Here is a 22,788-nt window from a genome sequence, read left to right as displayed (position 1 = left end):
AAAAATTGTAGATAAACAATACTAAAAAAAACACAGAATAATGCTACACATCTGAGCCAAGTTTGGGTATAGTCCGAACCTGAAATAGGGAGGGGCTATGAGACGTAAAATAGTTGCTGGAAATTGGAAAATGAATGGTCGCCTGGAGCTGGTGGTTCAATTGACTAACCAGTTGAAAGATCAGATTACATCGGATTCCTGTGTAGAGACGGTGATTATGCCTCCAAGCATCTACCTTTCCTTGATTAAAGAGATATTAGGTGAATCACCTATTAAAACAGGCGCACAAAATGTTTACCCAAAGGATGCCGGAGCTTATACTGGTGAACTGTCAGCGCCGATGATAAAAGAGTTTGGCTGTAGATATGTTTTGGTGGGACACTCTGAACGAAGACAATATTTTCATGAAGATGAAAATTTTGTCGCACAAAAATTCCACCATGTAAAAGATCATGGTATGATACCTGTTCTTTGTGTAGGTGAAACGCTTATTGAGCGTGAAAAAGGACAAACAGAGCAAGTAATTGCCAGACAATTGCATGCTGTAAGCGAAAATAATAAACAATGTTTTTCAGATTGTGTAATTGCTTACGAACCTGTTTGGGCTATAGGCACGGGTAACACGGCAACGCCAGAACAGGCACAAGAGGTACATCAGTTCATAAGAGAAGTGGTTGCCGATGTAAATAATAGTGATGCTGAGCGTTTAACACTTCTCTATGGAGGCAGTGTGAACGAAAATAATGCCAAGGCATTATTTGCCATGCCAGATATCGATGGTGGTTTGGTAGGGGGCGCATCGTTGAACGCGAAACAGTTTGTGGAAATTGTGAAATGTATCAATTGATATTAATGATTCATGTAGTGGTTGCTGTAGTCTTGATAGGCTTAGTACTGATACAACATGGTAAAGGCGCTGATATTGGCGCAGCTTTTGGTTCTGGGGCGTCAAATACTTTATTTGGAAGTCAGGGTACCGGAGGCTTTTTATTTAAATTAACCGGTGGTTTGGCGATGGCATTTTTTGTCACTAGCTTAATGTTGTCCTATTTGGTTTCTACGCAATACCAAAAAGCAGAGCAGCAAGCTATCCCTCAACAGACAACTGTACCAGTAAGCTCAGTACCAGTTCCGGTTGATAGTAGTACAGATGTAAAAAAATAAGAAATATAATGTTCCATTATGAAGGCCTGAACGGATTATGGAAATTTTCATCCTGAGACAACCCTCAGTGTTTATATTGAGTCTTGCGTCTAAAGTGATGGTTTTTTCAGAAAATCGAGGGTAACATAACGGACAGTTTGACAAGACATGCCGAAGTGGTGGAATTGGTAGACACGCCGTCTTGAGGGGGCGGTGGCGTAAGCCGTGCCGGTTCGAGTCCGGCCTTCGGCACCATTTATAATCCGAGCAAGGTGAACTGATGCTATCTCAATATTTACCCGTTCTCGTTTTTATTATCGTTGGCTTAGGATTAGGCCTGGCGATGATAGGCGCTGGCTCTTTATTTTCAAAGAGAAGCCCCGACGATGCCAAGAACGCTCCTTACGAATGTGGCTTTGGCGCATTTGAAAGTTCGCATATTCCCTTCGATGTGCGTTTTTATCTGGTTGCTATATTGTTCATCATATTTGATTTGGAAACCGCCTTCTTTTTTCCATGGGCTTTAGCTCTGCGCAAGATTGGCTGGTTTGGCTTTGCAGGTATGATGCTATTTCTTGGCTTATTAGTTATTGGATTTATTTACGAGTGGAAACGAGGTGCTTTAGAGTGGGAGTAACTTTATCTCGTAAATGTTCAAACAATTATTGAGTTTATTATTAATTAACTGCTTAGAGGCTAGCTATGGCGGTTGCAGAATTGCAAAAAAATGGCTTTATAACGACTTCGGTCGATAAACTTGTTGGATGGGCTCGTAGTGGTTCAATGTGGCCTATGACTTTTGGTTTGGCATGTTGTGCTGTGGAAATGATGCATGTTGGTGCTGCGCGTTACGATCTTGACCGATTTGGGATAATCTTTCGCCCAAGTCCACGTCAATCGGATGTAATGATTGTAGCGGGTACTTTATGCAACAAAATGGCTCCAGCTTTACGTAAAGTGTACGACCAAATGCCTGAGCCACGCTGGGTCATTTCAATGGGTTCCTGCGCTAATGGCGGCGGATACTATCATTACTCTTACTCTGTAGTGCGTGGATGTGATCGTATCGTTCCGGTAGATGTTTATGTGCCTGGTTGTCCACCAACTGCCGAAGCACTTCTCTATGGCATCATTCAATTACAGAATAAAATCAGACGTAAACAAATAATAGAAGCTTAAGAGCATCAAAGGTGCAAATCAGATGACTAAAAACGATTTTTTGGTTGAACAGCTCAATGCTGAATTAGCAGGTCACATAAGCAATATAAATGTTGCGCATAATGAAGTGACCATTGAATGTAATGAAAGCAATTTATTACCCATAATGCTTGAACTGCGAGATAGAGAATCCTTTTCTTTTGATCAGCTTATAGATATTTGTGGTGTTGATTATTTACTCTACGGTGAGTATGACTGGGAGACCGATTCTGCTACCGAAAATGGATTTTCAAGAGGTGTAGAGCGTCAAGAAGCGAGAGCATATGCACTCGATAAACCCAGATTTGCGGTTGTATACCATCTTCTTTCCACAACAAAAAATCACCGTTTACGAGTCAAGCTGTTTATAGACGAAGCACATTTAATAGTTCCATCAGTACATCACCTTTGGAAAAGTGCCAACTGGTTTGAACGTGAAGCATATGATTTGTTTGGTATTCTTTTTGAAGGCCATCCAGATCTTAGACGTATATTGACTGACTATGGCTTTATTGGTCATCCGTTTCGTAAAGATTTTCCTCTGAGTGGTCATGTTGAGATGCGCTATGATGCAAAGTTGCAAAAGGTCATCTATGCTCCCGTAGATATTGTGCCCAGAATTGGGGTGCCTAAAGTAATTCGTAATGATAATCGTTACACAGGTAATGAGGGTGATGGCAAATGATTGAATTAAAGAATTATACTTTAAATTTTGGCCCTCAACACCCTGCAGCGCATGGTGTTTTGCGTTTGGTGCTTGAACTGGAAGGTGAAACTATAGTTCGTGCTGATCCTCATATTGGCCTGCTTCATAGGGCAACAGAGAAATTAGCTGAAACAAAACCCTATTTGCAGAGCATCGGCTATATGGATCGCCTGGACTATGTGTCCATGATGTGTAATGAACACGCTTACGTCAGATCAATTGAAAAATTATTGGGTATAGAAGCCCCTATCCGCGCGCAATACATTCGCACCATGTTTGATGAGGTCACTAGAATACTCAACCATTTGCTTTGGGTCGGAGCAATTGCAATTGACCTCGGTGCAATGACTGTGTTCTTGTACTGTTTCAGAGAGCGTGAAGATCTGTTCGATTGTTATGAGGCAGTTTCAGGAGCCCGTATGCACGCGACCTATTATCGTCCTGGTGGTGTAGCAAGAGATCTACCTGATTCAATGCCTAAATATAAACCTTCACGCTGGCATAATGAACGTGAAGTAGAAAAAATGAATCAAAACAGGGAAGGCAGTCTTTTGGATTTTCTCTGGGCATTTACTGAGCGATTCCCTCATTGCGTCGATGAATATGAAACACTTTTAACCGATAACCGAATATGGAAACAACGTACAGTTGATATTGGTGTAGTCTCGCCAGAAGATGCATTGCAATGGGGTTTTACCGGTCCAATGCTACGGGGTTCAGGTGTGGCTTGGGATTTACGTAAAAAGCAGAGTTATGCTGCTTACGATAAAGTTGACTTTGATATTCCCGTAGGTAAGAAGGGTGATTGTTACGATCGTTATCTGGTACGTATTGAAGAGCTACGGCAATCAAACCGTATTATCAGGCAATGTATTGAATGGCTTAGAAAGCATCCAGGCCCAGTGAAAATTGATGACCATAAAATCACCCCACCCCGTCGTGTTGAAATGAAGCACGATATGGAGTCCTTAATTCACCACTTCAAATTATTTACTGAAGGTTTTTGTTTGCCACGCGGCGAAGTCTACTCTGCGGTGGAAGCGCCAAAAGGTGAGTTTGGTATTTATATGATCTCTGATGGTGCAAATAAACCGTACCGTATGAAAATTCGTGCACCGGGTTTTGCTCATTTATCCAGTTTTGATGAGATGGTAAGAGGCCATATGCTTGCAGATGGTGTGGCTGTTCTGGCAAGCCAGGATATAGTATTTGGTGAGATAGATCGCTAATTGAGATCCAGTACTTGCCTGAAAAGGCAGTGTAAAAACAAACAAGATAAAGGTTTAGATATGTCTGATACTTCAGAAAAAATATTACACCAATTTATGCCGGCAAAACGTATGCATGAAATTAATGAATGGATTGAGAAATACCCAGCTGATCAGAAGCAATCTGCAGTAATGAGTGCTTTGCGTATAGTACAGGAAGAGCATGGGCATTTGACACCAGAGTTAATGGATGCAGTAGCAGAGTATCTTGATATGGCTCCAATTGCTGTGTACGAAGTTGCCAGTTTTTACACGATGTATGAACATAAACCAGTAGGAAAGCATTTGGTTAATGTTTGCACCAATATTTCCTGTTTATTAAGAGACTCTGCGGGTGTGGTAGAGCATTTAGAGAAAAAACTGGGTATTAAACTGGGTGAAACAACTGATGATGGGCGTTTTACCTTAAGGTCAGTAGAGTGTTTGGGAGCCTGTGTTAATGCACCAATGATGCAGGTCGATAAAGATTATCATGAAAATCTCACTGCGGAATCAATTGATGCGGTGTTGGAACAATACCAATAAGAGATAGAGGTGCTTGACATGGTTGAATTAAATCAGGTTTGTTATCGAACAGTTCATTTACCAGAGCCATGGACTCTATCTACTTATGAAAGTGTTGGTGGATATAGTGCGTGGCGTAAGATATTAAAAGAACAAACCTCTCCTCAATTAATCATAGATGAGTTAAAAACGTCTGCACTGCGCGGACGAGGTGGAGCAGGTTTCCCAACAGGACTCAAATGGAGTTTTATGAACCGTAATTCTCCCGTACAAAAATACGTCGTGTGTAATTCGGACGAAGGGGAACCCGGTACTTGTAAAGATAGAGAAATTTTAAGTTTAAATCCCCATCAACTTATAGAAGGTATGGCCATTGCTGGATACGTTATGGGCGCAACTGTTGGATATAACTATATTCGAGGTGAATTTTGGTTACCCTATGAGCGCACCGAGCAGGCATTAAAAGAAGCATATGCCGCTGGATTACTCGGCAAAAATATTATGGGCTCTGGGGTCGATTTTGATCTGTTCAACCATTTAGGTGCTGGTGCTTATATATGTGGTGAAGAAACAGCGCTTCTTAATTCATTAGAAGGCAAAAAAGGTCAACCACGATTTAAGCCCCCATTCCCAGCTAATTATGGTTTGTATGGTAAACCCACTACGATTAATAACACCGAAACGTTTGCCTCCGTCCCGGTTATTATAGAAAAAGGTGGCGAGTGGTTCCTTAAACTGGGCAAGCCGAACAATGGCGGAACAAAATGTTTTAGTGTGAGTGGACATATAAACAAACCAGGCAATTTTGAGATCCCGTTGGGTACACCATTTAAGACTCTTCTTGATTTGGCCGGTGGGGTTTTGGAAAATCGTAAAATTAAAGCAGTTATTCCTGGCGGAACTTCCATGCCAGTTTTGCCTGGTGATGTAATGCTTGGACTGGATATGGATTACGACAGCATCCAGAAAGCGGGCTCAGGACTTGGTTCTGGAGCCGTAATCATTATGGATGAAACAACGTGTATGGTGGATGCTTTATATCGCATTTCAGAATTTTATATGGAAGAATCTTGCGGTCAGTGTACACCTTGTCGTGAAGGTACAGGCTGGTTGGTTCGATTATTACATCGAATCAGACACGGCCATGGTGAGCCGGGGGATATTGAAAAACTGGTCAATGTTGCTAATAACATTGAAGGACGAACCATATGTGCTTTGGGCGAGGCTGCTGCCTGGCCAGTGCAAAGTTTCATTAAACATTTTTATAATGAATTTGATTATTTCATTAAGCATAAACGCTCGATCGTTGCAGCATAATTGAGAAGGTTAGACCATGGCTACTATTGAAATTGACGGTAAAACATTTGAAGTCGAAAACGGTAAAATGATCATTGAAGTAGCAGATGAAGCGGGTATTCATATTCCTCGTTTTTGCTATCATAAAAAACTGTCAGTGGCGGCTAACTGCCGTATGTGTTTGGTTGAAGTTGAAAATGGCAGAAAGCCGGTACCTGCTTGCGCCACTCCGATAACGAACGGTATGAAAGTATATACTAAATCCGAACAAGCCTTGCATTCCCAGAAAGTAGTTATGGAGTTTTTATTAATAAATCACCCGCTGGATTGCCCGATTTGCGATCAGGGTGGCGAGTGCGAATTACAAGATGTTTCCATGGGCTTTGGTGATGACCACTCTGAATATACTGAGAGTAAGCGTTCAGTTGAGGATGATGATTTAGGTACGTTGATCTCTACTGAAATGACTCGTTGTATACATTGCACGCGTTGTGTTCGATTTGGTGATGAGGTAGCAGGGGTCAGAGAACTGGGCGCTACTGGTCGTGGTGAACACATGCAAATCGGTACCTATGTAAAGCATAGCATGACCTCAGAGGTCTCTGGAAACATCATCGATTTATGTCCGGTAGGTGCATTAACGTCTAAACCATATCGATTTACTGCAAGGTCATGGGAATTAACCCAGCATGATAGCATTGCTCCTCATGATTGTCTGGGTTCTAATATATATCTGCATACTCGAAACAATGTTTTGATGCGCGCAGTACCCAAAGAAAATGAAGGCATTAATGAAACATGGTTATCCGATAGAGACAGATTCAGCTATCTGGGATTAAAAAGCACATCACGTGCAGGCAAGCCACAAATTAAGCGTAACGGTCAATGGGAAACAGTTGATTGGGAAACCGCTTTGAAATTTACTGCCGATGGTATTAGCCGCGTAATTAAACAAAATGGTGCTGAACAAATGGCTGCCTTCGCATCCAGTTCGTCAACATTAGAAGAAATGTATCTTTTACAAAAATTAATGCGTGAAATTGGTGTGCATAATATTGATCACAGACTTCAACAAATTGATTTCCGAGATCAGGATAACCAAAGCACTACTCCAGGCAGTTCTATTCCTTATGCTGATATTGAGCATCAAAATGCAATATTACTTGTCGGATGTAATATCGACAGAGAAGTTCCACTGGCAGGAGTACGCGTAAGAAAGGCTTATCGAAATGGAGCAAAAATCCATGCAATTAATCCTGTTGATTATGATTATCGTTTCGAGTTGGAAGGCAAAACAGTTATTTCTCCATTAGAAATGCCAATGCAACTGGCCAGACTGGCTCTTGCATTGACACCAAATGTTAAAAACTTGCCTGAGGAAGTACAAAAACTATTAATTGGCCTTGAAGCAGATCATTTTTCCAACACTGTAGCGGCTTTATTAAAAGAAGAGAATGCATGTATTGTCACTGGAGCGATTTGTGAAAATCATCCCGATGCATCAATAATACGCACCTTGATTGCTGTGATTAAACAATTAAGTGGCGCTAAAGTTCTTAGGTTAACCACTGGCGCTAATTCTGCTGGCGCCTGCATGGCGGGAATGTTGCCACACAGAACAGTAGCAGGGAAGTCTGTTGCCGAGCCAGGCATGAATGTACACGAAGCATTAAATGCCAAATTGAAGGGATATTTTTTAATGGCTGTGGAGCCTGGATTTGATTTTGCCAATCCCTATGGTGCCAGACAATCCATGCTCGCTGCTGAGTTTGTAGTGATGTTATCAGCGTATCAACACGATTCAATGCTTGATTATGCTGATGTAATTCTACCAATAGCCCCATTTGCAGAAACATCCGGGACTTACATTAATGTAGATAATACATGGCAAACCGTAAAGGGTGCTTTATTACCTTTTGAAGAATCACGTCCAGCCTGGAAGGTATTAAGAGTGCTGGGTAACTTATTGCATTGCAAGGATTTTGAATATACTTCAACAGAGGAAATTTTATCTGAAGTAAAAGAGTGCGCTGCAATGACGATGGAGCATGATTACACTCCATATTATCCAGAGTCACTTCCTGTTATAAACCAATCGCTTGTTCGCGTAGGTGAATGGCCTCTATATCGGATTGATGCAATTGTACGAAACGCAAAAGAGCTGCAATTATGTGCTGCTTCTGAATCAGCCTGTATAAGGATTAACCCTGCAACAGCAGATAGATTGAAATTAGACGATATTGCTACTGTATCTCAGGGAGATATTGAGATAACATTGCCGCTTAAACGTGACGAGCGCATTGCGGCGGATGTTGTATGGGTAGCAAACGCGATGCCTGAGACTGTAGATTTGGGTCATTCATTTGCTGCAATAACTATTAAGCGCTAGATAGGTACTAAAATGCTTCAAAATATTAGCATATTAATTTGGATCATCATTAAAATACTGGTAATAGTAGTGCCGCTACTGCTATGTGTTGCTTATCTTACTTATGCAGAACGCAAGGTTATAGGATATATTCAAGTACGGATAGGTCCAAACAGAGTTGGATTAAAAGGCTTACTCCAACCCTTTGCCGACTTGATTAAGTTGATAACGAAGGAAATTATCGTTCCAACAAAATCAAATAAATATTTATTTGTGATTGCTCCACTTTTTGCTCTCGCACCGTCACTTGCTGGTTGGGCCGTAATTCCCTTTGAGGAAGGCGTAGTATTGGCCAATATCAATGCCGGGGTGTTATACCTTTTCGCAATGAGTTCGCTGGGTGTCTACGGGGTACTTATAGCAGGTTGGGGATCTAATTCCAAATACGCTATGTTCGGAGCGTTAAGAAGTACTGCTCAAACAGTGTCCTATGAAATCGCTATGGGATTTGCCTTTGTGGGTGTTTTACTGGCTGCAGGCAGTATGAATATCACGGATATCGTACTCTCACAGAAAGGCGGTATACTGCATTGGTGGTTTATTCCTCTACTACCTCTATTTTTGGTTTTTTGGATTGCAGGTATTGCAGAAACCAACCGAGCACCATTTGACTTGGCGGAAGGTGAATCTGAAATTGTGGCTGGATTCCATGTTGAATATTCGGGAATCGGTTTCGCGATCTTTTTCCTATCTGAATACGCCAGTATGATTTTAATTTCTACTGTAATGGCGCTTTTGTTCATGGGTGGATGGATGTCCCCTTTTGATGGTGTTTCTTTTCTGGATGACCTATTTTATGTAGTTCCTGGCTTTGTCTGGTTATTACTTAAGATAAGCTTCTTCCTTTTTGTATATTTATGGATTAGAGCAACGTTTCCTCGATATCGGTACGATCAGCTCATGCGTTTAGGATGGAAAGTACTCATCCCTGTCACCATAGTTTGGGTAATAGTTACAGCATTAATGGTTGTCACTCACTTCAAACCCTGGTTTTAATGGTTAATAGAGAAGCCGATGAAAAAAGCATATCAATATATTCGACATTATGTACGCAGTTTTCTTCTGTGGGAACTTTTATCTGGTTTAAAGTTAACAGGGAAATACTTCTTTAAGAAGAAAACTACTATTCAGTTTCCTGAAGAATTCACACCAATTTCCCCGCGTTTTAGAGGTGTTTTGGCATTGCGTCGCTATCCCAATGGTGAAGAACGCTGTATCGCATGCAAATTGTGTGAAGCGGTATGCCCTGCGTTAGCTATTACAATTGAGTCAGAACAACGCGAGGACGGGTCACGGCGCACCACTCGTTATGATATTGATATGTTCAAGTGCATTAATTGTGGATTATGTGAGGAATCATGCCCGGTTGATTCTATAGTAGTGACCCCTGTTCATCACTACCATATCAGTGAACGTGGCCAGAACATCATGACCAAAGAAAAGTTATTGGCATTGGGTGATTTAATGGAACCGAAACTTGCAGCAGATCGTACTGCTGATGAAAAGTACCGATAACGGGGTGATCTATGAATGAATTATTACTGCAGGTAATTTTTTATATTTTTGCTGCTTTAGCTGTAGGTTCTGCGCTTATGGTTATTAGTCAGAATAATCCGGTTCGATGTGTTTTATTTCTGGTATTAACATTTTTTGCCAGCTCGGTGCTATGGATATTGATGGAAGCTGAGTTTCTTGCACTCATCCTGGTGCTTGTTTATGTTGGCGCAGTAATGACCTTATTTTTATTCGTAGTAATGATGCTTAACATTGACGTTGAAAGTATGACCAGTCATTTTCTACGATATTTGCCATTTGGGTTAATAGTCGTTGCACTGTTAGTTGGAATTCTACTGGTAGCTGTACCAACAGATTCATTTAAATCGACAATTCAGATTCAACAGGAAGTAACAGTTGATGGCTCTCAACTCATTGTTGCTCCTGGTGATGAAAATACAATAAAGCCGCAAAGTAACGTATCGAATACTGAAGCCCTGGGCTTGGTTTTGTATACAGATTATTTTCTGGCATTTGAATTGGCAGCTGTACTACTGCTAGTGGCCATAATCTCAGCGATAACGTTAGTACATAGAACAACAGTTCGATCTAAAAAACAAAATATTACACAGCAGATTATGACTCGCAGAAATGATCGAGTTCAGTTAATCAGTATGAAATCAGAGAAATGAAATTGGGGAATCCTTTATGATACCGGTTATTAATTATCTGATATTAGGTGCGATTTTATTTGGTTTAAGCCTTGTTGGCATCATGTTGAATCGCAAAAATATCATTTTGCTTCTTGTATGCGTTGAATTAATGTTATTGTCAGTTAACACCAATTTTGTTGCATTTTCCCATTATTACAATGAATTGGGCGGTCAGGTTTTTGTCTTCTTTATTTTAACAGTAGCTGCAGCAGAAGCAGCTATTGGTTTGGCCATAGTTATGTTGCTGTATAGAAATCGTGGCAATATAGACGTAGATAAGATGAATCATTTAAAAGGTTAACATTGTGAGTATACAACAACTTTGTCTAATAATTGTTTTAGCTCCTCTGGCAGGATCAGCAATTGCCGGTTTCTTTCGTAATCAGATTGGAAGAGTGGGTGCCCAGAGTGTAACAATCCTGGGTGTTTCAATATCGCTTTTGCTATCCATCTACATAGCTTGGGGTATCTTTTCAGGGTTTATCCCAACTACAAATTCAGTGCTTTACAATTGGGCTAGCGGTGGTTTGTTAATCCCTTATGAATTCAGCATAGGATTTTTAATTGATCCACTAAGTGTTGTGATGTTGGTTATCGTCAATTTTGTTTCTTTGCTGGTGCATATCTACAGTATTGGTTATATGGCGGATGACGATGGTTACCAACGCTTTTTTAGCTATATTTCATTATTTACCTTTATGATGTTAATGTTGGTTTCTTCAAACAATTTTCTTCAGTTGTTCTTTGGTTGGGAAGGCGTCGGATTAGTATCTTATTTGCTGATTGGGTTCTGGTATCAAAAAGAATCTGCTCTCGAAGGCAGTCTTAAAGCATTTTTAGTCAACAGAGTAGGCGATTTTGGATTTGTGCTGGGTATTGCACTGGTATTTGCCTATACTGGAAGTTTGGATTACGAGACAGTATTTAAAAGTGCCAGCTACCTCGCTAGTCAGAATATTCAACTGTTTAGTGGTCATGACTGGTCATTGATTACGGTGATTTGCATATTTCTTTATGTCGGTGCTATGGGTAAATCTGCTCAAGTCCCTCTTCACGTATGGTTACCTGAATCAATGGAGGGCCCAACGCCAATTTCAGCTTTGATCCATGCTGCAACGATGGTTACTGCAGGTGTGTTTATGGTAGCAAGAGTTTCTCCGTTAATGGAACTGTCGACAACTGCATTGAGTGTGATACTGGTCATAGGAGCTACAGGAGCCTTATTTACTGGAATTCTCGCATTGGTGATGAATGATATAAAAAGAGTGGTTGCATATTCTACTTTGTCTCAGTTGGGTTATATGATGGTTGCTATGGGCGTCTCTGCTTATAGTGCCGGGATGTTTCACCTCCTCACTCACGCTTGTTTTAAAGCATTACTCTTTCTCGGTGCTGGTTCTGTAATTATTGGAATGCATCACGAGCAAGACATGCGTAAAATGGGTGGTTTATGGAATAAAATGCCTATAACTTATGTTACTTTTGTAATTGGCAGCTTGGCACTTTGTGCTTTTCCACCATTTTCAGGCTTTTACTCCAAAGATACAATTATCGAAGCGGCACAGCTATCACAAATACCCGGTAGCAGTTACGCCTATTTTTGTGTAACCGTTGGAGCTATGGTTACAGCGCTTTATACCTTTAGATCTCTCTTTATGACCTTCCACGGAAAACCAAGAATGGATGCTCATACCTTGAGTCATGTACATGAATCACCTTGGGTAGTATGGGTTCCTCTGGTTCTGCTGGCTATACCCTCCATTATATTAGGTTATGTATTATATATGCCTATGCTGTTTGATAATCCCACTTTATTAAGCTCCTCAATATTTACGCTGCCGGAACATGATGTGTTACTGGAATTAGGAAGGGAAGTGACATCACCATTTGAAAGTGCACTTCATTCAGTTCATTCTTTAACACTTTGGATCTCCGTGGCTGGTGCACTAATCGCCTGGATTTGCTATATAGCTGTTCCTTCAATTCCGGGATATTGTTCACGCCATTTATCTTTCCTGTACACAATATTGGTAAATAAATACGGATTTGATCGATTTAACGATTTCTTTATTGTTAAAGGATCAAAAGGGCTGGGACGCGTACTTTACGCTGTTGGCGATCAGAAATTGATTGATGGCCTGGTTGTAAATGGTAGTAGTCGTTTTGTTCGATGGTGTTCAGCAAAAGGGCGTGCGATTCAAAGTGGATATCTATATCATTACGCAACAGTTATGGTATTTGGGTTATTGGGTTTTCTGTGCTGGTTGATACTCGGCTAATATGAAATCAAACTTCCCTGGATTAGCTTATAAAACTATCCAGGTGAAGTTTGCTTCGAAAGCGCTTAAACATGATTAAACCAGCTCAAAGGAAATACTTAATGTATCTCCTAGGCCATATGTGATTATGTTTCTTAGCTAAATGACAGTGAAGATAAGGTGAAGGTATGCATCATTTGCTTAATTTATTAATTTGGTTGCCTATATTAGGCGGAGTTTTTGTTCTCCTTACTGGCGACGACAGCAATCCGAATGTAGCGCGTTATTTATCATTATTTACAGTGATATTATGTCTCATATTATGCGTTCCGCTGATTAATGGATTTGATCTTCAATCCTTCAGCATGCAATTTACTGAAGAAATTTCCTGGATGCCTTCCCTGGGTATTAATTACAGTCTCGGTGTCGACGGTTTATCCTTATTATTGATTGCTTTAAGCATATTTACCAATCTGATTGTTATTTTGGCAACTTGGGACAGCATCACAAAAAGAGTATCTCAGTACATGTCTGCATTCTTAATCATGCAGGGACTTCTGGTTGGTGTCTTTTCAGCCATGGATTCAATACTTTTTTACATATTCTGGGAAGCAACTTTAATTCCAATGTATTTAATTATTGGTATATGGGGTTCAGAAAATCGCGTTTATGCAGCAATCAAGTTTTTCCTGTATACATTCCTTGGGTCTGTTTTAATGTTGGCCAGTTTTTTATATATGGGTTACATAGCCGGGTCGTTCAAAATCGAAACCTTTTATGCAATCAAATTATCAATGACTGCGCAAACTTTAATTTTCATTGCATTTTTTCTTGGTTTTGCCATCAAAATACCGATGTTCCCTGTTCATACCTGGTTGCCTGATGCACATACCGAGGCACCGGCAGGAGGTTCAGTAATACTTGCGGCAATTCTTTTAAAGCTTGGTGCATATGGATTCATCAGATTCTCTTTGCCTATAGTTCCAGATGCATGCAGTAAATATGCAACATTAATGGTTGTATTGTCATTGATTGCAGTCGTCTACATTGGATTAATAGCAATCATTCAAAAAGACATGAAGAGACTCATTGCCTATTCGTCAATATCCCATATGGGCTTTGTAACTTTAGGTTGCTTCGCCATATTTGCTATAGCAAACAGCTCTGGATTAAGTAGTGCCGGTTTGGTTCTTGAAGGCGCTATAGTGGTAATGATTTCTCATGCTTTTGTTTCAAGCGCTATGTTTGCTGGAGTAGGGTATATTTACGAGCGAATGCACACAAGAAAACTGGCTGATTTAGGTGGAATAGTGAATACCATGCCAATTTTCGCATCATTTTTTATGCTTTTTGCTATGGCAAATGCCGGATTACCTGGTACTTCCGGCTTTGTTGGCGAGTTTATGGTTATCTTAGGCAGTATAAAAGCAGGTTTTTGGGTTGCGTTTTGGGCTGCTTTAACGCTCATTATAGGAGCTGCTTATACTTTGTGGATGTATAAAAGAGTAATTTTCGGTCCTGTAGCCAATGAAAAGGTTGCTGCCTTAAAAGATATATCAGGTTTCGAGTTAAGCGCTTATGTTCTACTTGCTTTGATGGTTATTGCCATGGGGGTTTATCCTAAACCCATGTTGGAATATGTCCATCAAACAGTCAGTCATACATTGGCATTAGCCGATAAATCAAAATTGTAACAACGCAAGGTTAAACAATATGATAGCAATACTTGAAAATCTCCATGTAGCACTCCCTGAAATGATCGTGTTGGTCACCGCATGCCTTGCTTTGCTTGCTGATTTATTTGTTCGCCACAAACATTCAGACATCGCATTTTACATTGCATGTGCTGGTTTAATTTTATCTGCCAGTGTGAGCTATCTGTATCTGGGAAGTTTTAAATTATTAATTTTCAATAATTTATTTATCAGTGATGACGTGGGTCACCTGATGAAGTTATTTATTTATATAACGGTTCTATTAAGTTTTATTTATTCCAGAAATTACATCGACGAGCGCAAAATCCCCTCGGGTGATTATTATATTTTGGGTTTATTTTCTACTCTGGGTATGATGATTCTCGTTTCAGCTCACTCATTGTTGACCATATATCTCGGACTTGAATTAATGTCCTTGCCGCTTTATGCAATGACAGCCATCAGAAGAACCAACAGTGATGCATCCGAAGCTGCAATGAAATATTTCGTTATGGGAGCTATTGCATCTGGAATGCTGCTTTATGGTATTTCTTTAGTTTATGGTGCAACAGGTAAATTGGATTTGTTAGATGTAGCCAATGCTGTGGCGGCCAATTGGCAACAACAAAATACAATAATGGCTTTTGCTGTGGTTTTCATCCTGGCAGGTGTTGGATTTAAATTGGCAGCAGTTCCCTTTCATATGTGGGCCCCAGATGTTTATCAAGGAGCACCTAGTTCTGTAACTCTATTTATTAGTACCGCTCCTAAAATTGCTGCATTGGGAATGGCGTTCAGATTGTTAACAATTGGTCTGGTTGATATAACAGTTCAATGGCAACAAATTATTCTGGTCATGTCCTTGCTCTCAGCTGGCCTAGGTAATTTATTTGCAGTAATACAAACTAGTATCAAACGCTTATTCGCTTATTCTGCAATTTCGCATATTGGCTATGCTTTATTTGGTGTATTGGCAGCTAATGCAGCAGGTTACTCTGCAGCGTTGTACTATATCCTTATATATTCGTTAATGTCAGCTGGTGCATTCGGTATAATTGTATTGATGTCCAGGCAAGGCATGGAAATTGATAGTATTGATGATCTAAAGGGGTTAAACAAACGTAATCCATGGTTGGCATTTATGATGTTGCTTGTTATGTTCTCTATGGCGGGTGTACCCCCAACCGTTGGATTTTTTACAAAATTACTCGTTTTAAAAGCCCTGGTCGATGTTCAGTTAACCTGGGTGGCAGTACTTGGCTTGCTGTTTACAGTAATCGGTGCCTATTATTATCTGCGCATTGTTAAAATCATGTATTTTGATCAACCGGTTCACAACGATCAAATTACTATAAGTAAAGGAAACACATTTATATTTTCTATAAATTGTCTTTCTTTGTTGTATTTGGGAATATTTCCTGGGGCATTAATTGCTGCGTGTATTAATGCTTTTGTTAATTAATTTGATTTCTTTAGCGAAAGTACTTGCTAAGAATGCCAAGTCACAGTATACTTGGCCTCAGTTGACGCGGGGTGGAGCAGCCTGGTAGCTCGTCGGGCTCATAACCCGAAGGTCGTAGGTTCAAATCCTGCCCCCGCTACCACTTTATTAGAACCCCATTTATGGGGTTTTTTATTATGTTTCATAGGGTACCGTGCGAATCTAAGTCGTTATACAGACTTGGGCGTGTGCGCCCTTTTTTTGTTTGTAAATACTATGATGCAAGATGAATTGGTACACTTATTAGCACCTACTGTTCGTGCTATGGGATATGAACTTTGGGGATGTGAATATCTATCTCAAGGTAAACATTCTTTATTAAGAATTTACATAGATAAGCCAGATGGAATTGGAATTGAGGATTGTCAGGAAGTGAGCAAACACATTAGTGCGCTTCTCGATGTTGAAGATCCTATACCTGGAAATTATAGTTTGGAAATCTCATCTCCAGGTATTCCGAGACCTTTATTTAGTGCTTGGCAGTATGAGCGTTATACAGGACAACCTGTACAGTTGAAGACGTTTAAGCCGGTAAATGGTAAGCGCAAGTTGTTAGGAACTATTGTCTCCGCTTCAGAGAGTTCAGTAGTACTGGATATTAACAATGAACATCATGAAATACTATTTTCAAATATTGTGAAAGCAAATTTGACAGTCTAGAGAGGCGAACAATGAGCAAAGAATTGTTATTAGTTGCTGAGGCGTTATCAAACGAAAGAGGCGTTAGTAAAGAAGTTATTATACTTGCCATTCAGGCCGCATTGGAGTCTGCTACTCGGAAAATTTTTGGATTGGATATTGGCGTTCGTATTAAGCTGGATCCAAGAACAGGTGAGTATGAAACATTCAGATATTGGGATGTTGTTGAAGAAAGCGAACTAGAATATCCAGACCATCAATTAACACTGGAACAAGCCAAAGAACGAAATCCTGCCGCTGAGATTGGAACACGGATTGAGGAGTTGATTCCTTCTATAGAGTTTGGACGTATTGAAGCACAGACAGCTCGTCAAGTCATAATGCAGAAGGTTAGAGAAGCTGAACGTGAGTTGGTGATTGATCAATTTCGTAGTAAATTGGGTCAATTAGTATATGGAACAGTTAAAAAAGTCACCCGTGACAATATCATTATCGATTTAGGCGGTAAGGCTGAAGCCTTCTTGCCACGATCTGAAATGCTACCTCACGAAATGTTTAGACCCAATGATCGTGTTCGAGCTTATTTATATGAAATTACACCTCAGGCTCGAGGACCACAATTATTTGTGAGTCGTACACGCAATGAAATGTTAGTCGAATTATTTCGCATCGAAGTACCCGAGATTGGTGAGAACATTATTGACGTGAAAGCTGCTGCTCGTGATCCAGGAAATAGGGCTAAAATTGCAGTTAAAACGAATGACGGTCGTATCGATCCTATTGGTGCCTGTGTTGGTATGCGGGGTGCCAGAGTTCAAGCTGTATCTAGTGAGTTAGGTGGCGAGCGTGTTGACATTATATTATGGGATGATAATCCTGCACAGCTCGTAATCAATGCCATGGCACCAGCGGATATTACTTCTATCGTTGTTGATGAAGACAGCCACACTATGGATTTGGCAGTAGAGAAAGATCAACTGTCTCAAGCGATTGGTCGAAATGGGCAAAACGTTCGATTAGCTAGCCAATTGACTGGTTGGACTCTCAATGTAATGACAACAGATGAGTTTGAAAATAAAAATCAGGAAGAGTCCAGCAAAATTGTTAAACTCTTCACTTCAGCATTGGAAATCGATGAAGAAATTGCAGCCCTTTTGGTTGCTCATGGATTTTCTTCACTCGAAGAAGTGGCTTATGTTCCTAAGGATGAGTTGTTAGCAATTGAAGAATTTGATGAGGAAATAGTTGAGGAGTTAAGAAACCGAGCGAATGATACATTACTTGCTATGGCTCTTACTTCAGGAAAAGGTCTTTCTGGATCACCTGATGATTCCTTGCTCTCTATGGACGGTATGACGGACGAATTAGCGAATAAATTAGCCAGTAAAGGCATTACTTCAATGGAAGAGCTTGCGGAACAATCAGTCGATGAGTTGTTAGAAATTGAAGGAATCAGTGAAGAACAAGCTGGTGCATTAATAATGAAAGCCAGAGAACCATGGTTTCAATAGATAGATGGTTTCTGAAAATAAATACACCAATTTGGTGAAAGTAGTATTAGAATATTTGCAGTTATATTAAAACTGCTGAAAGGGGATTAAAATATGGCGGATGTGACGGTTAAACAATTAGCTCAAGTCGTTGGTATCCCGGTTGAGCGCTTATTGAACCAGTTACAGGAAGCAGGGTTATCTTTTAATGATGATCAACAGACTGTGAATGAAGATCAAAAGCGAATTTTACTGAATCATTTAAAGGGTAGCTCTGCACGTGATACAAGTGCTGCTCCTGAGCGAATAACCTTAAGACGAAAAAGTTTGACCCAAGTGACTGTTGGCCATGATGCTCACAGTGGGAAAACAGTGAATATCGAAGTTCGCAAAAAAAAGACCTTTGTTAAACGCAGCAGTATTGTTGAACAACCTGAGGTTGAAGAGGCAATTCATGAGCCTGAGGTTCATAAGCTTGAGGAAGAGCAGATTACTGCCACTGAAATTACAGAAAACCCAATAGTGGATACAGAAGAAATTATCGAATCGAGTGAAACCACTGCTTCAGTTCAACCCGAAACTTCTGAATCAGAGCAGGAACCTACAGAAGAATCATTACCTGAAACTATAACTGAGTCTAATGCCACTGAAGAACAGCTTGCTTCTGATGCGCTTGATGTTGAACCAATTATTGAAGAAGTTCAGATAGCATCTAAAAAGGAAGAGCCCAAAGTAGACAAAGCTGGTAAAAAGAAACATCCTGAAATTGCCAGTACAGAATCAGAATCCGCCGAATTCAAGAAAGCGAAAAAGAAACCTAAATATCAGACTTTTGATCGTGAAGATGATGAACAAGATGCACATCGACGCGGCGGTCGCAGTAAATTTAAAAAACGTAAAGGCTCAGAAAAATCTGAAAAATACCGAGAAGCTGAAGAATCTTTAACTCACGGATTTGCTCTTCCCACTGCTCCCATTATTAGAGAGGTCCTTATCCCTGAGACAATTACTGTTGGCGAATTGGCTAAACGTATGTCTGTCAAAGTTGCTGAAGTAATTAAAATCATGATGACCCTGGGTGCAATGGCAACAATTAATCAGGTTATTGACCAGGAAACTGCAGTGATCGTGGTTGAGGAAATGGGGCATAAAGCTATTGTCATAAAAGAAGACGCAATTGAAGTTGGTCTTGGTGAAGCAATATCCAAAGGAAGTACAACAGAGTCCAGAGCTCCTGTTGTAACTATTATGGGACACGTGGATCATGGTAAAACATCGTTGCTTGATTATATTCGACGTACAAAAGTTGCTGCCGGAGAAGCTGGAGGTATTACTCAGCACATTGGTGCATACCACGTAAGTACACCTAAAGGTGATATTACCTTCCTGGATACACCTGGTCATGCCGCGTTTACCGCAATGCGGGCTCGTGGTGCTCAGGCAACAGATATTGTTGTACTGATAGTCGCTGCTGATGATGGTGCGAAACCACAGACTATAGAAGCGATTCAACATGCGAAAGCGGCAAAAGTTCCAATTATTGTTGCAATCAATAAAATGGATAAGCCAGATGCAGATCCTGAGAAAGTGATGAATGAACTGGCAGTGCATGAAGTCATTCCTGAGGCATGGGGTGGAGACACTATGTTTGTGAGTATCTCTGCAAAAACAGGTATGGGTGTTGATGATTTACTTGATGCAATTCTTTTACAATCAGAAGTCCTGGAACTGACCGCACTAACCGATGGTGCCGCTAAAGGCGTTGTTATTGAATCCCGCCTTGATAAGGGAAGAGGGCCTGTTGCGACTGTATTGGTTCAAAGTGGTACCTTGCACAAAGGCGATATTTTATTAGCAGGTTTTCAATACGGTCGCGTGCGTGCTTTGGTTGGTGACAATGGTGATATGGTGGATAGTGCTGGTCCTTCAATACCAGTTGAAGTTTTAGGTTTATCAGCCATACCACATGCTGGAGATGAAGCCGTTGTAGTTCCTGATGAGAAAAAGGCTCGAGAAGTAGCACTATTCCGCCAAGGAAAATTCCGTGATGTCAAATTGGCAAGACGCCAAAAATCTTCTATAGAAGGCATTATGGAGAATATGACAGCTACTGAGTCAAAAGTTCTGAACATTGTGTTAAAAGCGGATGTACAGGGTTCTATTGAAGCGATTTCTGATGCTCTGGTGAAACTGTCGAATGATGAAGTCAAAGTAGAAGTGATTTCCAACGGTGTGGGTGGAATTACAGAATCTGATGTACATTTGGCTATTGCTTCAAATGCTATTCTTATTGGATTTAACGTAAGAGCAGATGCCAGCGCCAAGAGGTTGGCTGAGCAAGAGTCAGTATCACTGCATTATTATAGTGTTATTTATGACATCGTTGATCAAATCAAAGGTGCTCTGACTGGAATGCTTGCACCTCAATTTAAAGAGGAAATAATTGGTACCGCTGAAGTAAGGGATGTGTTCAAATCACCTAAAATTGGCGCAATTGCTGGTTGTATGGTCATTGAAGGCTCTATCAAGCGAAACAATCCAATTCGTGTGTTAAGGTCAAACGTTGTGATCTATGAAGGTACACTTGAATCTCTCAGACGATTTAAAGATGATGTCGTAGAAGTACGTCAAGGATTTGAATGTGGAATAGGCGTGAAAAATTACAATGATGTTAAACCTGGTGATCTGATAGAAGTGTATGAAACAGTTGAAATAAAGCGTGATCTATAAATGAGTAATAATTTTAAACGAACTGATAGAATTGCTGAGATGATCCAGCGTAAGTTGGCTCAAATTATTCCTCTGGAAGTTCGAGACCCACGTTTGAAAGGCTTTATAACCATTTCAGCAGTTAAAGTTGCTGCTGATTTGGGGCATGCTAAAGTATACTTCACTATTTTTGATGTCGATAAAGATCTTGCCACCACTATTTTGAACGCTGCGGCTAGCTATTTACGTAGTGCCTTGGCTCGTAGCATTACTTTACGTACTGTTCCGCAACTTCATTTTATCTATGATGAATCAATTGAATATGGTGAACGATTAAGCCGTTTAATTGATGAAGTTAATCCTCCGGTTTCAGATGAAGATGAAAACCACTGAGGGGCCAACGGCAATAAATGGAATTTTTTTATTAAATAAGCCTGAAGGAATTACCTCAAATAGCGCTCTTCAAAAAGTGAAGCGTATATTTGGAGCTAAAAAAGCCGGTCATACAGGGAGTCTGGATCCATTAGCTACAGGCATGTTACCCATCTGTTTTGGCGAAGCAACTAAAATTTGTCAATATCTGCTTGATGCAGATAAGTGTTATGAAACAACCGGTGTATTAGGAATAAAGACTAATACCTCCGACTCTACCGGGCAAGTGATTGCTCAGGTAGACGATTTTTGTATTACTGAAGACCAGTTGTCAGCTATACTTGCGCAGTATAAAGGAGCTATTCGGCAGACTCCTTCAATGTTTTCTGCCCTAAAACACAATGGGACTCCTTTATATCGATTCGCCAGAGAAGGGATAGAAATAGAGCGTCAACCACGAGAAATTGTCATCAGCCAACTGCATTTAAACAACTTTGACGGAACACAATTTTCATTAACTGTTCAATGCAGTAAAGGAACTTATATTCGCAATCTTGTTGAAGATATTGGTGACAGCCTTGAAGTAGGTGCGCATGTAACTCGTTTGCATAGACTGTACACATCAGGGTTTGAAAATATGCCCATGTATTCTATCGATGAAGTACTGATCATGTCTCATGACGAGTTACGCGATTGCTTAATTCCTATGGATAAAGCGATCGATTATTTGACGTCAATAACTCTTTCTGATGATGAAGTCATCACGATTCGTCAAGGACGAGTTATACATAATAAAATCGAGGATGATAGGGGGGATTGCGTACGTCTTTATGATGAGCGGGCGCAATTTATAGGCTTGGGCGAACAACTTGCTAATGGTGATTTAAAAGCAAAACGATTACTTTCCTTTACATCAAACGTTCAATTAGAACATTAATTGATGTTTGTTTTGGAATAAACTTGAAATTATTTGCACAATTTAATTTCTAACACTTGTTTCGTTTTGTTTGCCTTGGTAGAATGTCCGCCTTTAAATGAATACTTAGCAGTTCCAGGAGTGTATAATGTCGCTAAATAGCGCGGAAAAAGCAGAAATTGTTAATCAATATAAGCGTGCCGATAAAGATACCGGTTCGCCTGAAGTACAGGTTTCTTTAATTACTGGCAGAATCAAATATTTGACTGATCATTTTAAAGAAAATAAAAAAGATTTTCATTCCAGACGCGGACTGCAAGAGTTAGTGAATAAGCGCCGTAAACTTTTAAAATATTTGAAGCGAAATGATCTATCGCGCTATCAAACATTGATACAAAGTTTGGGATTGAGAGATTCTTATTGATTGATAGGATTATTGTCTCTTATGAGACATATCAAA

At 40.2% G+C, this 22,788-nt stretch carries 21 protein-coding genes, 2 tRNA genes and 2 pseudogenes; all 25 read left to right on the top strand.

Annotated elements, in window-relative coordinates; translation table 11 throughout:
- The first annotated feature begins 97 nt into the window (after positions 1–97).
- The 25 genes and pseudogenes from tpiA (at position 98) to rpsO (ending at position 22,752) form a co-directional block, all read left to right on the top strand.
- A complete protein-coding gene (gene tpiA, locus ELY21_RS12025; protein WP_028382721.1) occupies positions 98–847 on the top strand; it encodes a triose-phosphate isomerase in 750 nt (249 codons plus the stop codon).
- Positions 835–1,164: a preprotein translocase subunit SecG gene (gene secG, locus ELY21_RS12020; protein WP_028382720.1), complete on the top strand. Its 330-nt coding sequence runs from the start codon at positions 835–837 to the stop codon at positions 1,162–1,164. Before tpiA ends, secG begins: the two co-directional genes overlap by 13 nt.
- Before the next feature lie 149 nt (positions 1,165–1,313).
- Positions 1,314–1,398: transfer RNA gene (locus tag ELY21_RS12015), tRNA-Leu, on the top strand.
- A gap of 25 nt (positions 1,399–1,423) precedes the next feature.
- Positions 1,424–1,780: an NADH-quinone oxidoreductase subunit A gene (locus ELY21_RS12010; protein ID WP_028382719.1), complete on the top strand. Its 357-nt coding sequence runs from the start codon at positions 1,424–1,426 to the stop codon at positions 1,778–1,780.
- Positions 1,781–1,845: 65 nt separating this feature from the next.
- Positions 1,846–2,322 (top strand): NADH-quinone oxidoreductase subunit B family protein, encoded by a 477-nt coding sequence (locus ELY21_RS12005; protein ID WP_028382718.1) that lies wholly within the window; start codon positions 1,846–1,848, stop codon positions 2,320–2,322.
- 22 nt (positions 2,323–2,344) lie between these two features.
- On the top strand, positions 2,345–3,025 hold the full coding sequence (locus ELY21_RS12000; RefSeq protein WP_127109809.1) for an NADH-quinone oxidoreductase subunit C: 681 nt from the start codon (positions 2,345–2,347) through the stop codon (positions 3,023–3,025).
- Positions 3,022–4,275, top strand: coding sequence for an NADH-quinone oxidoreductase subunit D (locus tag ELY21_RS11995; protein WP_028382716.1), 1,254 nt, complete (start codon positions 3,022–3,024; stop codon positions 4,273–4,275). The genes ELY21_RS12000 and ELY21_RS11995 overlap by 4 nt, the downstream gene beginning before the upstream one ends.
- 60 nt (positions 4,276–4,335) lie before the next feature.
- Positions 4,336–4,839, top strand: coding sequence for an NADH-quinone oxidoreductase subunit NuoE (nuoE, locus tag ELY21_RS11990; protein WP_028382715.1), 504 nt, complete (start codon positions 4,336–4,338; stop codon positions 4,837–4,839).
- An 18-nt stretch (positions 4,840–4,857) separates the two neighbouring features.
- A complete protein-coding gene (nuoF, locus tag ELY21_RS11985) occupies positions 4,858–6,135 on the top strand; it encodes an NADH-quinone oxidoreductase subunit NuoF (protein WP_127109806.1) in 1,278 nt (425 codons plus the stop codon).
- Between the two features lie 16 nt (positions 6,136–6,151).
- The gene (gene nuoG, locus ELY21_RS11980) at positions 6,152–8,503 is read left to right on the top strand and encodes an NADH-quinone oxidoreductase subunit NuoG (RefSeq protein ID WP_127109804.1); all 2,352 of its coding nucleotides are present in this window, start codon (positions 6,152–6,154) and stop codon (positions 8,501–8,503) included.
- A gap of 12 nt (positions 8,504–8,515) precedes the next feature.
- Positions 8,516–9,538: an NADH-quinone oxidoreductase subunit NuoH gene (nuoH, locus tag ELY21_RS11975; RefSeq protein ID WP_127109802.1), complete on the top strand. Its 1,023-nt coding sequence runs from the start codon at positions 8,516–8,518 to the stop codon at positions 9,536–9,538.
- Between the two features lie 18 nt (positions 9,539–9,556).
- On the top strand, positions 9,557–10,057 hold the full coding sequence (nuoI, locus tag ELY21_RS11970) for an NADH-quinone oxidoreductase subunit NuoI (RefSeq protein ID WP_028382711.1): 501 nt from the start codon (positions 9,557–9,559) through the stop codon (positions 10,055–10,057).
- Between the two features lie 11 nt (positions 10,058–10,068).
- Positions 10,069–10,728 carry an NADH-quinone oxidoreductase subunit J gene (locus tag ELY21_RS11965; protein ID WP_127109800.1) on the top strand — a complete coding sequence of 220 codons (660 nt, stop codon included), beginning with the start codon at positions 10,069–10,071 and terminating at the stop codon, positions 10,726–10,728.
- Positions 10,729–10,744: 16 nt separating this feature from the next.
- Positions 10,745–11,050 carry an NADH-quinone oxidoreductase subunit NuoK gene (nuoK, locus tag ELY21_RS11960; protein WP_028382709.1) on the top strand — a complete coding sequence of 102 codons (306 nt, stop codon included), beginning with the start codon at positions 10,745–10,747 and terminating at the stop codon, positions 11,048–11,050.
- 4 nt (positions 11,051–11,054) lie between these two features.
- Positions 11,055–13,028, top strand: coding sequence for an NADH-quinone oxidoreductase subunit L (gene nuoL, locus ELY21_RS11955; RefSeq protein WP_127109798.1), 1,974 nt, complete (start codon positions 11,055–11,057; stop codon positions 13,026–13,028).
- Positions 13,029–13,195: 167 nt separating this feature from the next.
- Positions 13,196–14,701, top strand: coding sequence for a NuoM family protein (locus ELY21_RS11950; protein WP_127109796.1), 1,506 nt, complete (start codon positions 13,196–13,198; stop codon positions 14,699–14,701).
- A 19-nt stretch (positions 14,702–14,720) separates the two neighbouring features.
- The gene (gene nuoN, locus ELY21_RS11945; protein ID WP_028382706.1) at positions 14,721–16,163 is read left to right on the top strand and encodes an NADH-quinone oxidoreductase subunit NuoN; all 1,443 of its coding nucleotides are present in this window, start codon (positions 14,721–14,723) and stop codon (positions 16,161–16,163) included.
- 65 nt (positions 16,164–16,228) lie between these two features.
- A tRNA-Met gene (locus ELY21_RS11940) sits at positions 16,229–16,305 on the top strand.
- Positions 16,306–16,418: 113 nt separating this feature from the next.
- Complete coding sequence (gene rimP / locus ELY21_RS11935; protein WP_127109794.1) at positions 16,419–16,862, top strand: ribosome maturation factor RimP; 444 nt, start codon at positions 16,419–16,421, stop codon at positions 16,860–16,862.
- Between the two features lie 11 nt (positions 16,863–16,873).
- Positions 16,874–18,352 (top strand): transcription termination factor NusA, encoded by a 1,479-nt coding sequence (gene nusA / locus ELY21_RS11930; protein ID WP_028382704.1) that lies wholly within the window; start codon positions 16,874–16,876, stop codon positions 18,350–18,352.
- Positions 18,353–18,445: 93 nt separating this feature from the next.
- Positions 18,446–18,785 (top strand): annotated as a pseudogene (locus ELY21_RS16040) (translation initiation factor IF-2 associated domain-containing protein); the annotation flags it as partial.
- Between the two features lie 248 nt (positions 18,786–19,033).
- Positions 19,034–21,061: pseudogene (gene infB / locus ELY21_RS11925) on the top strand (translation initiation factor IF-2); the annotation flags it as partial.
- On the top strand, positions 21,062–21,433 hold the full coding sequence (rbfA, locus tag ELY21_RS11920) for a 30S ribosome-binding factor RbfA (protein ID WP_127109789.1): 372 nt from the start codon (positions 21,062–21,064) through the stop codon (positions 21,431–21,433).
- Complete coding sequence (truB, locus tag ELY21_RS11915) at positions 21,420–22,349, top strand: tRNA pseudouridine(55) synthase TruB (protein WP_127109787.1); 930 nt, start codon at positions 21,420–21,422, stop codon at positions 22,347–22,349. Before rbfA ends, truB begins: the two co-directional genes overlap by 14 nt.
- Before the next feature lie 127 nt (positions 22,350–22,476).
- Positions 22,477–22,752, top strand: a complete 276-nt coding sequence (rpsO, locus tag ELY21_RS11910) for a 30S ribosomal protein S15 (protein ID WP_127109785.1) — start codon at positions 22,477–22,479, stop codon at positions 22,750–22,752.
- Positions 22,753–22,788 lie beyond the last annotated feature (36 nt).

Origin of the sequence: Legionella sp. km535 (genome assembly GCF_003990085.1) — a bacterium.
GTDB classification, from domain to species: Bacteria; Pseudomonadota; Gammaproteobacteria; order Legionellales; family Legionellaceae; genus Legionella; species Legionella moravica.
This window is presented reverse-complemented; position numbering and strand designations above follow the sequence as displayed.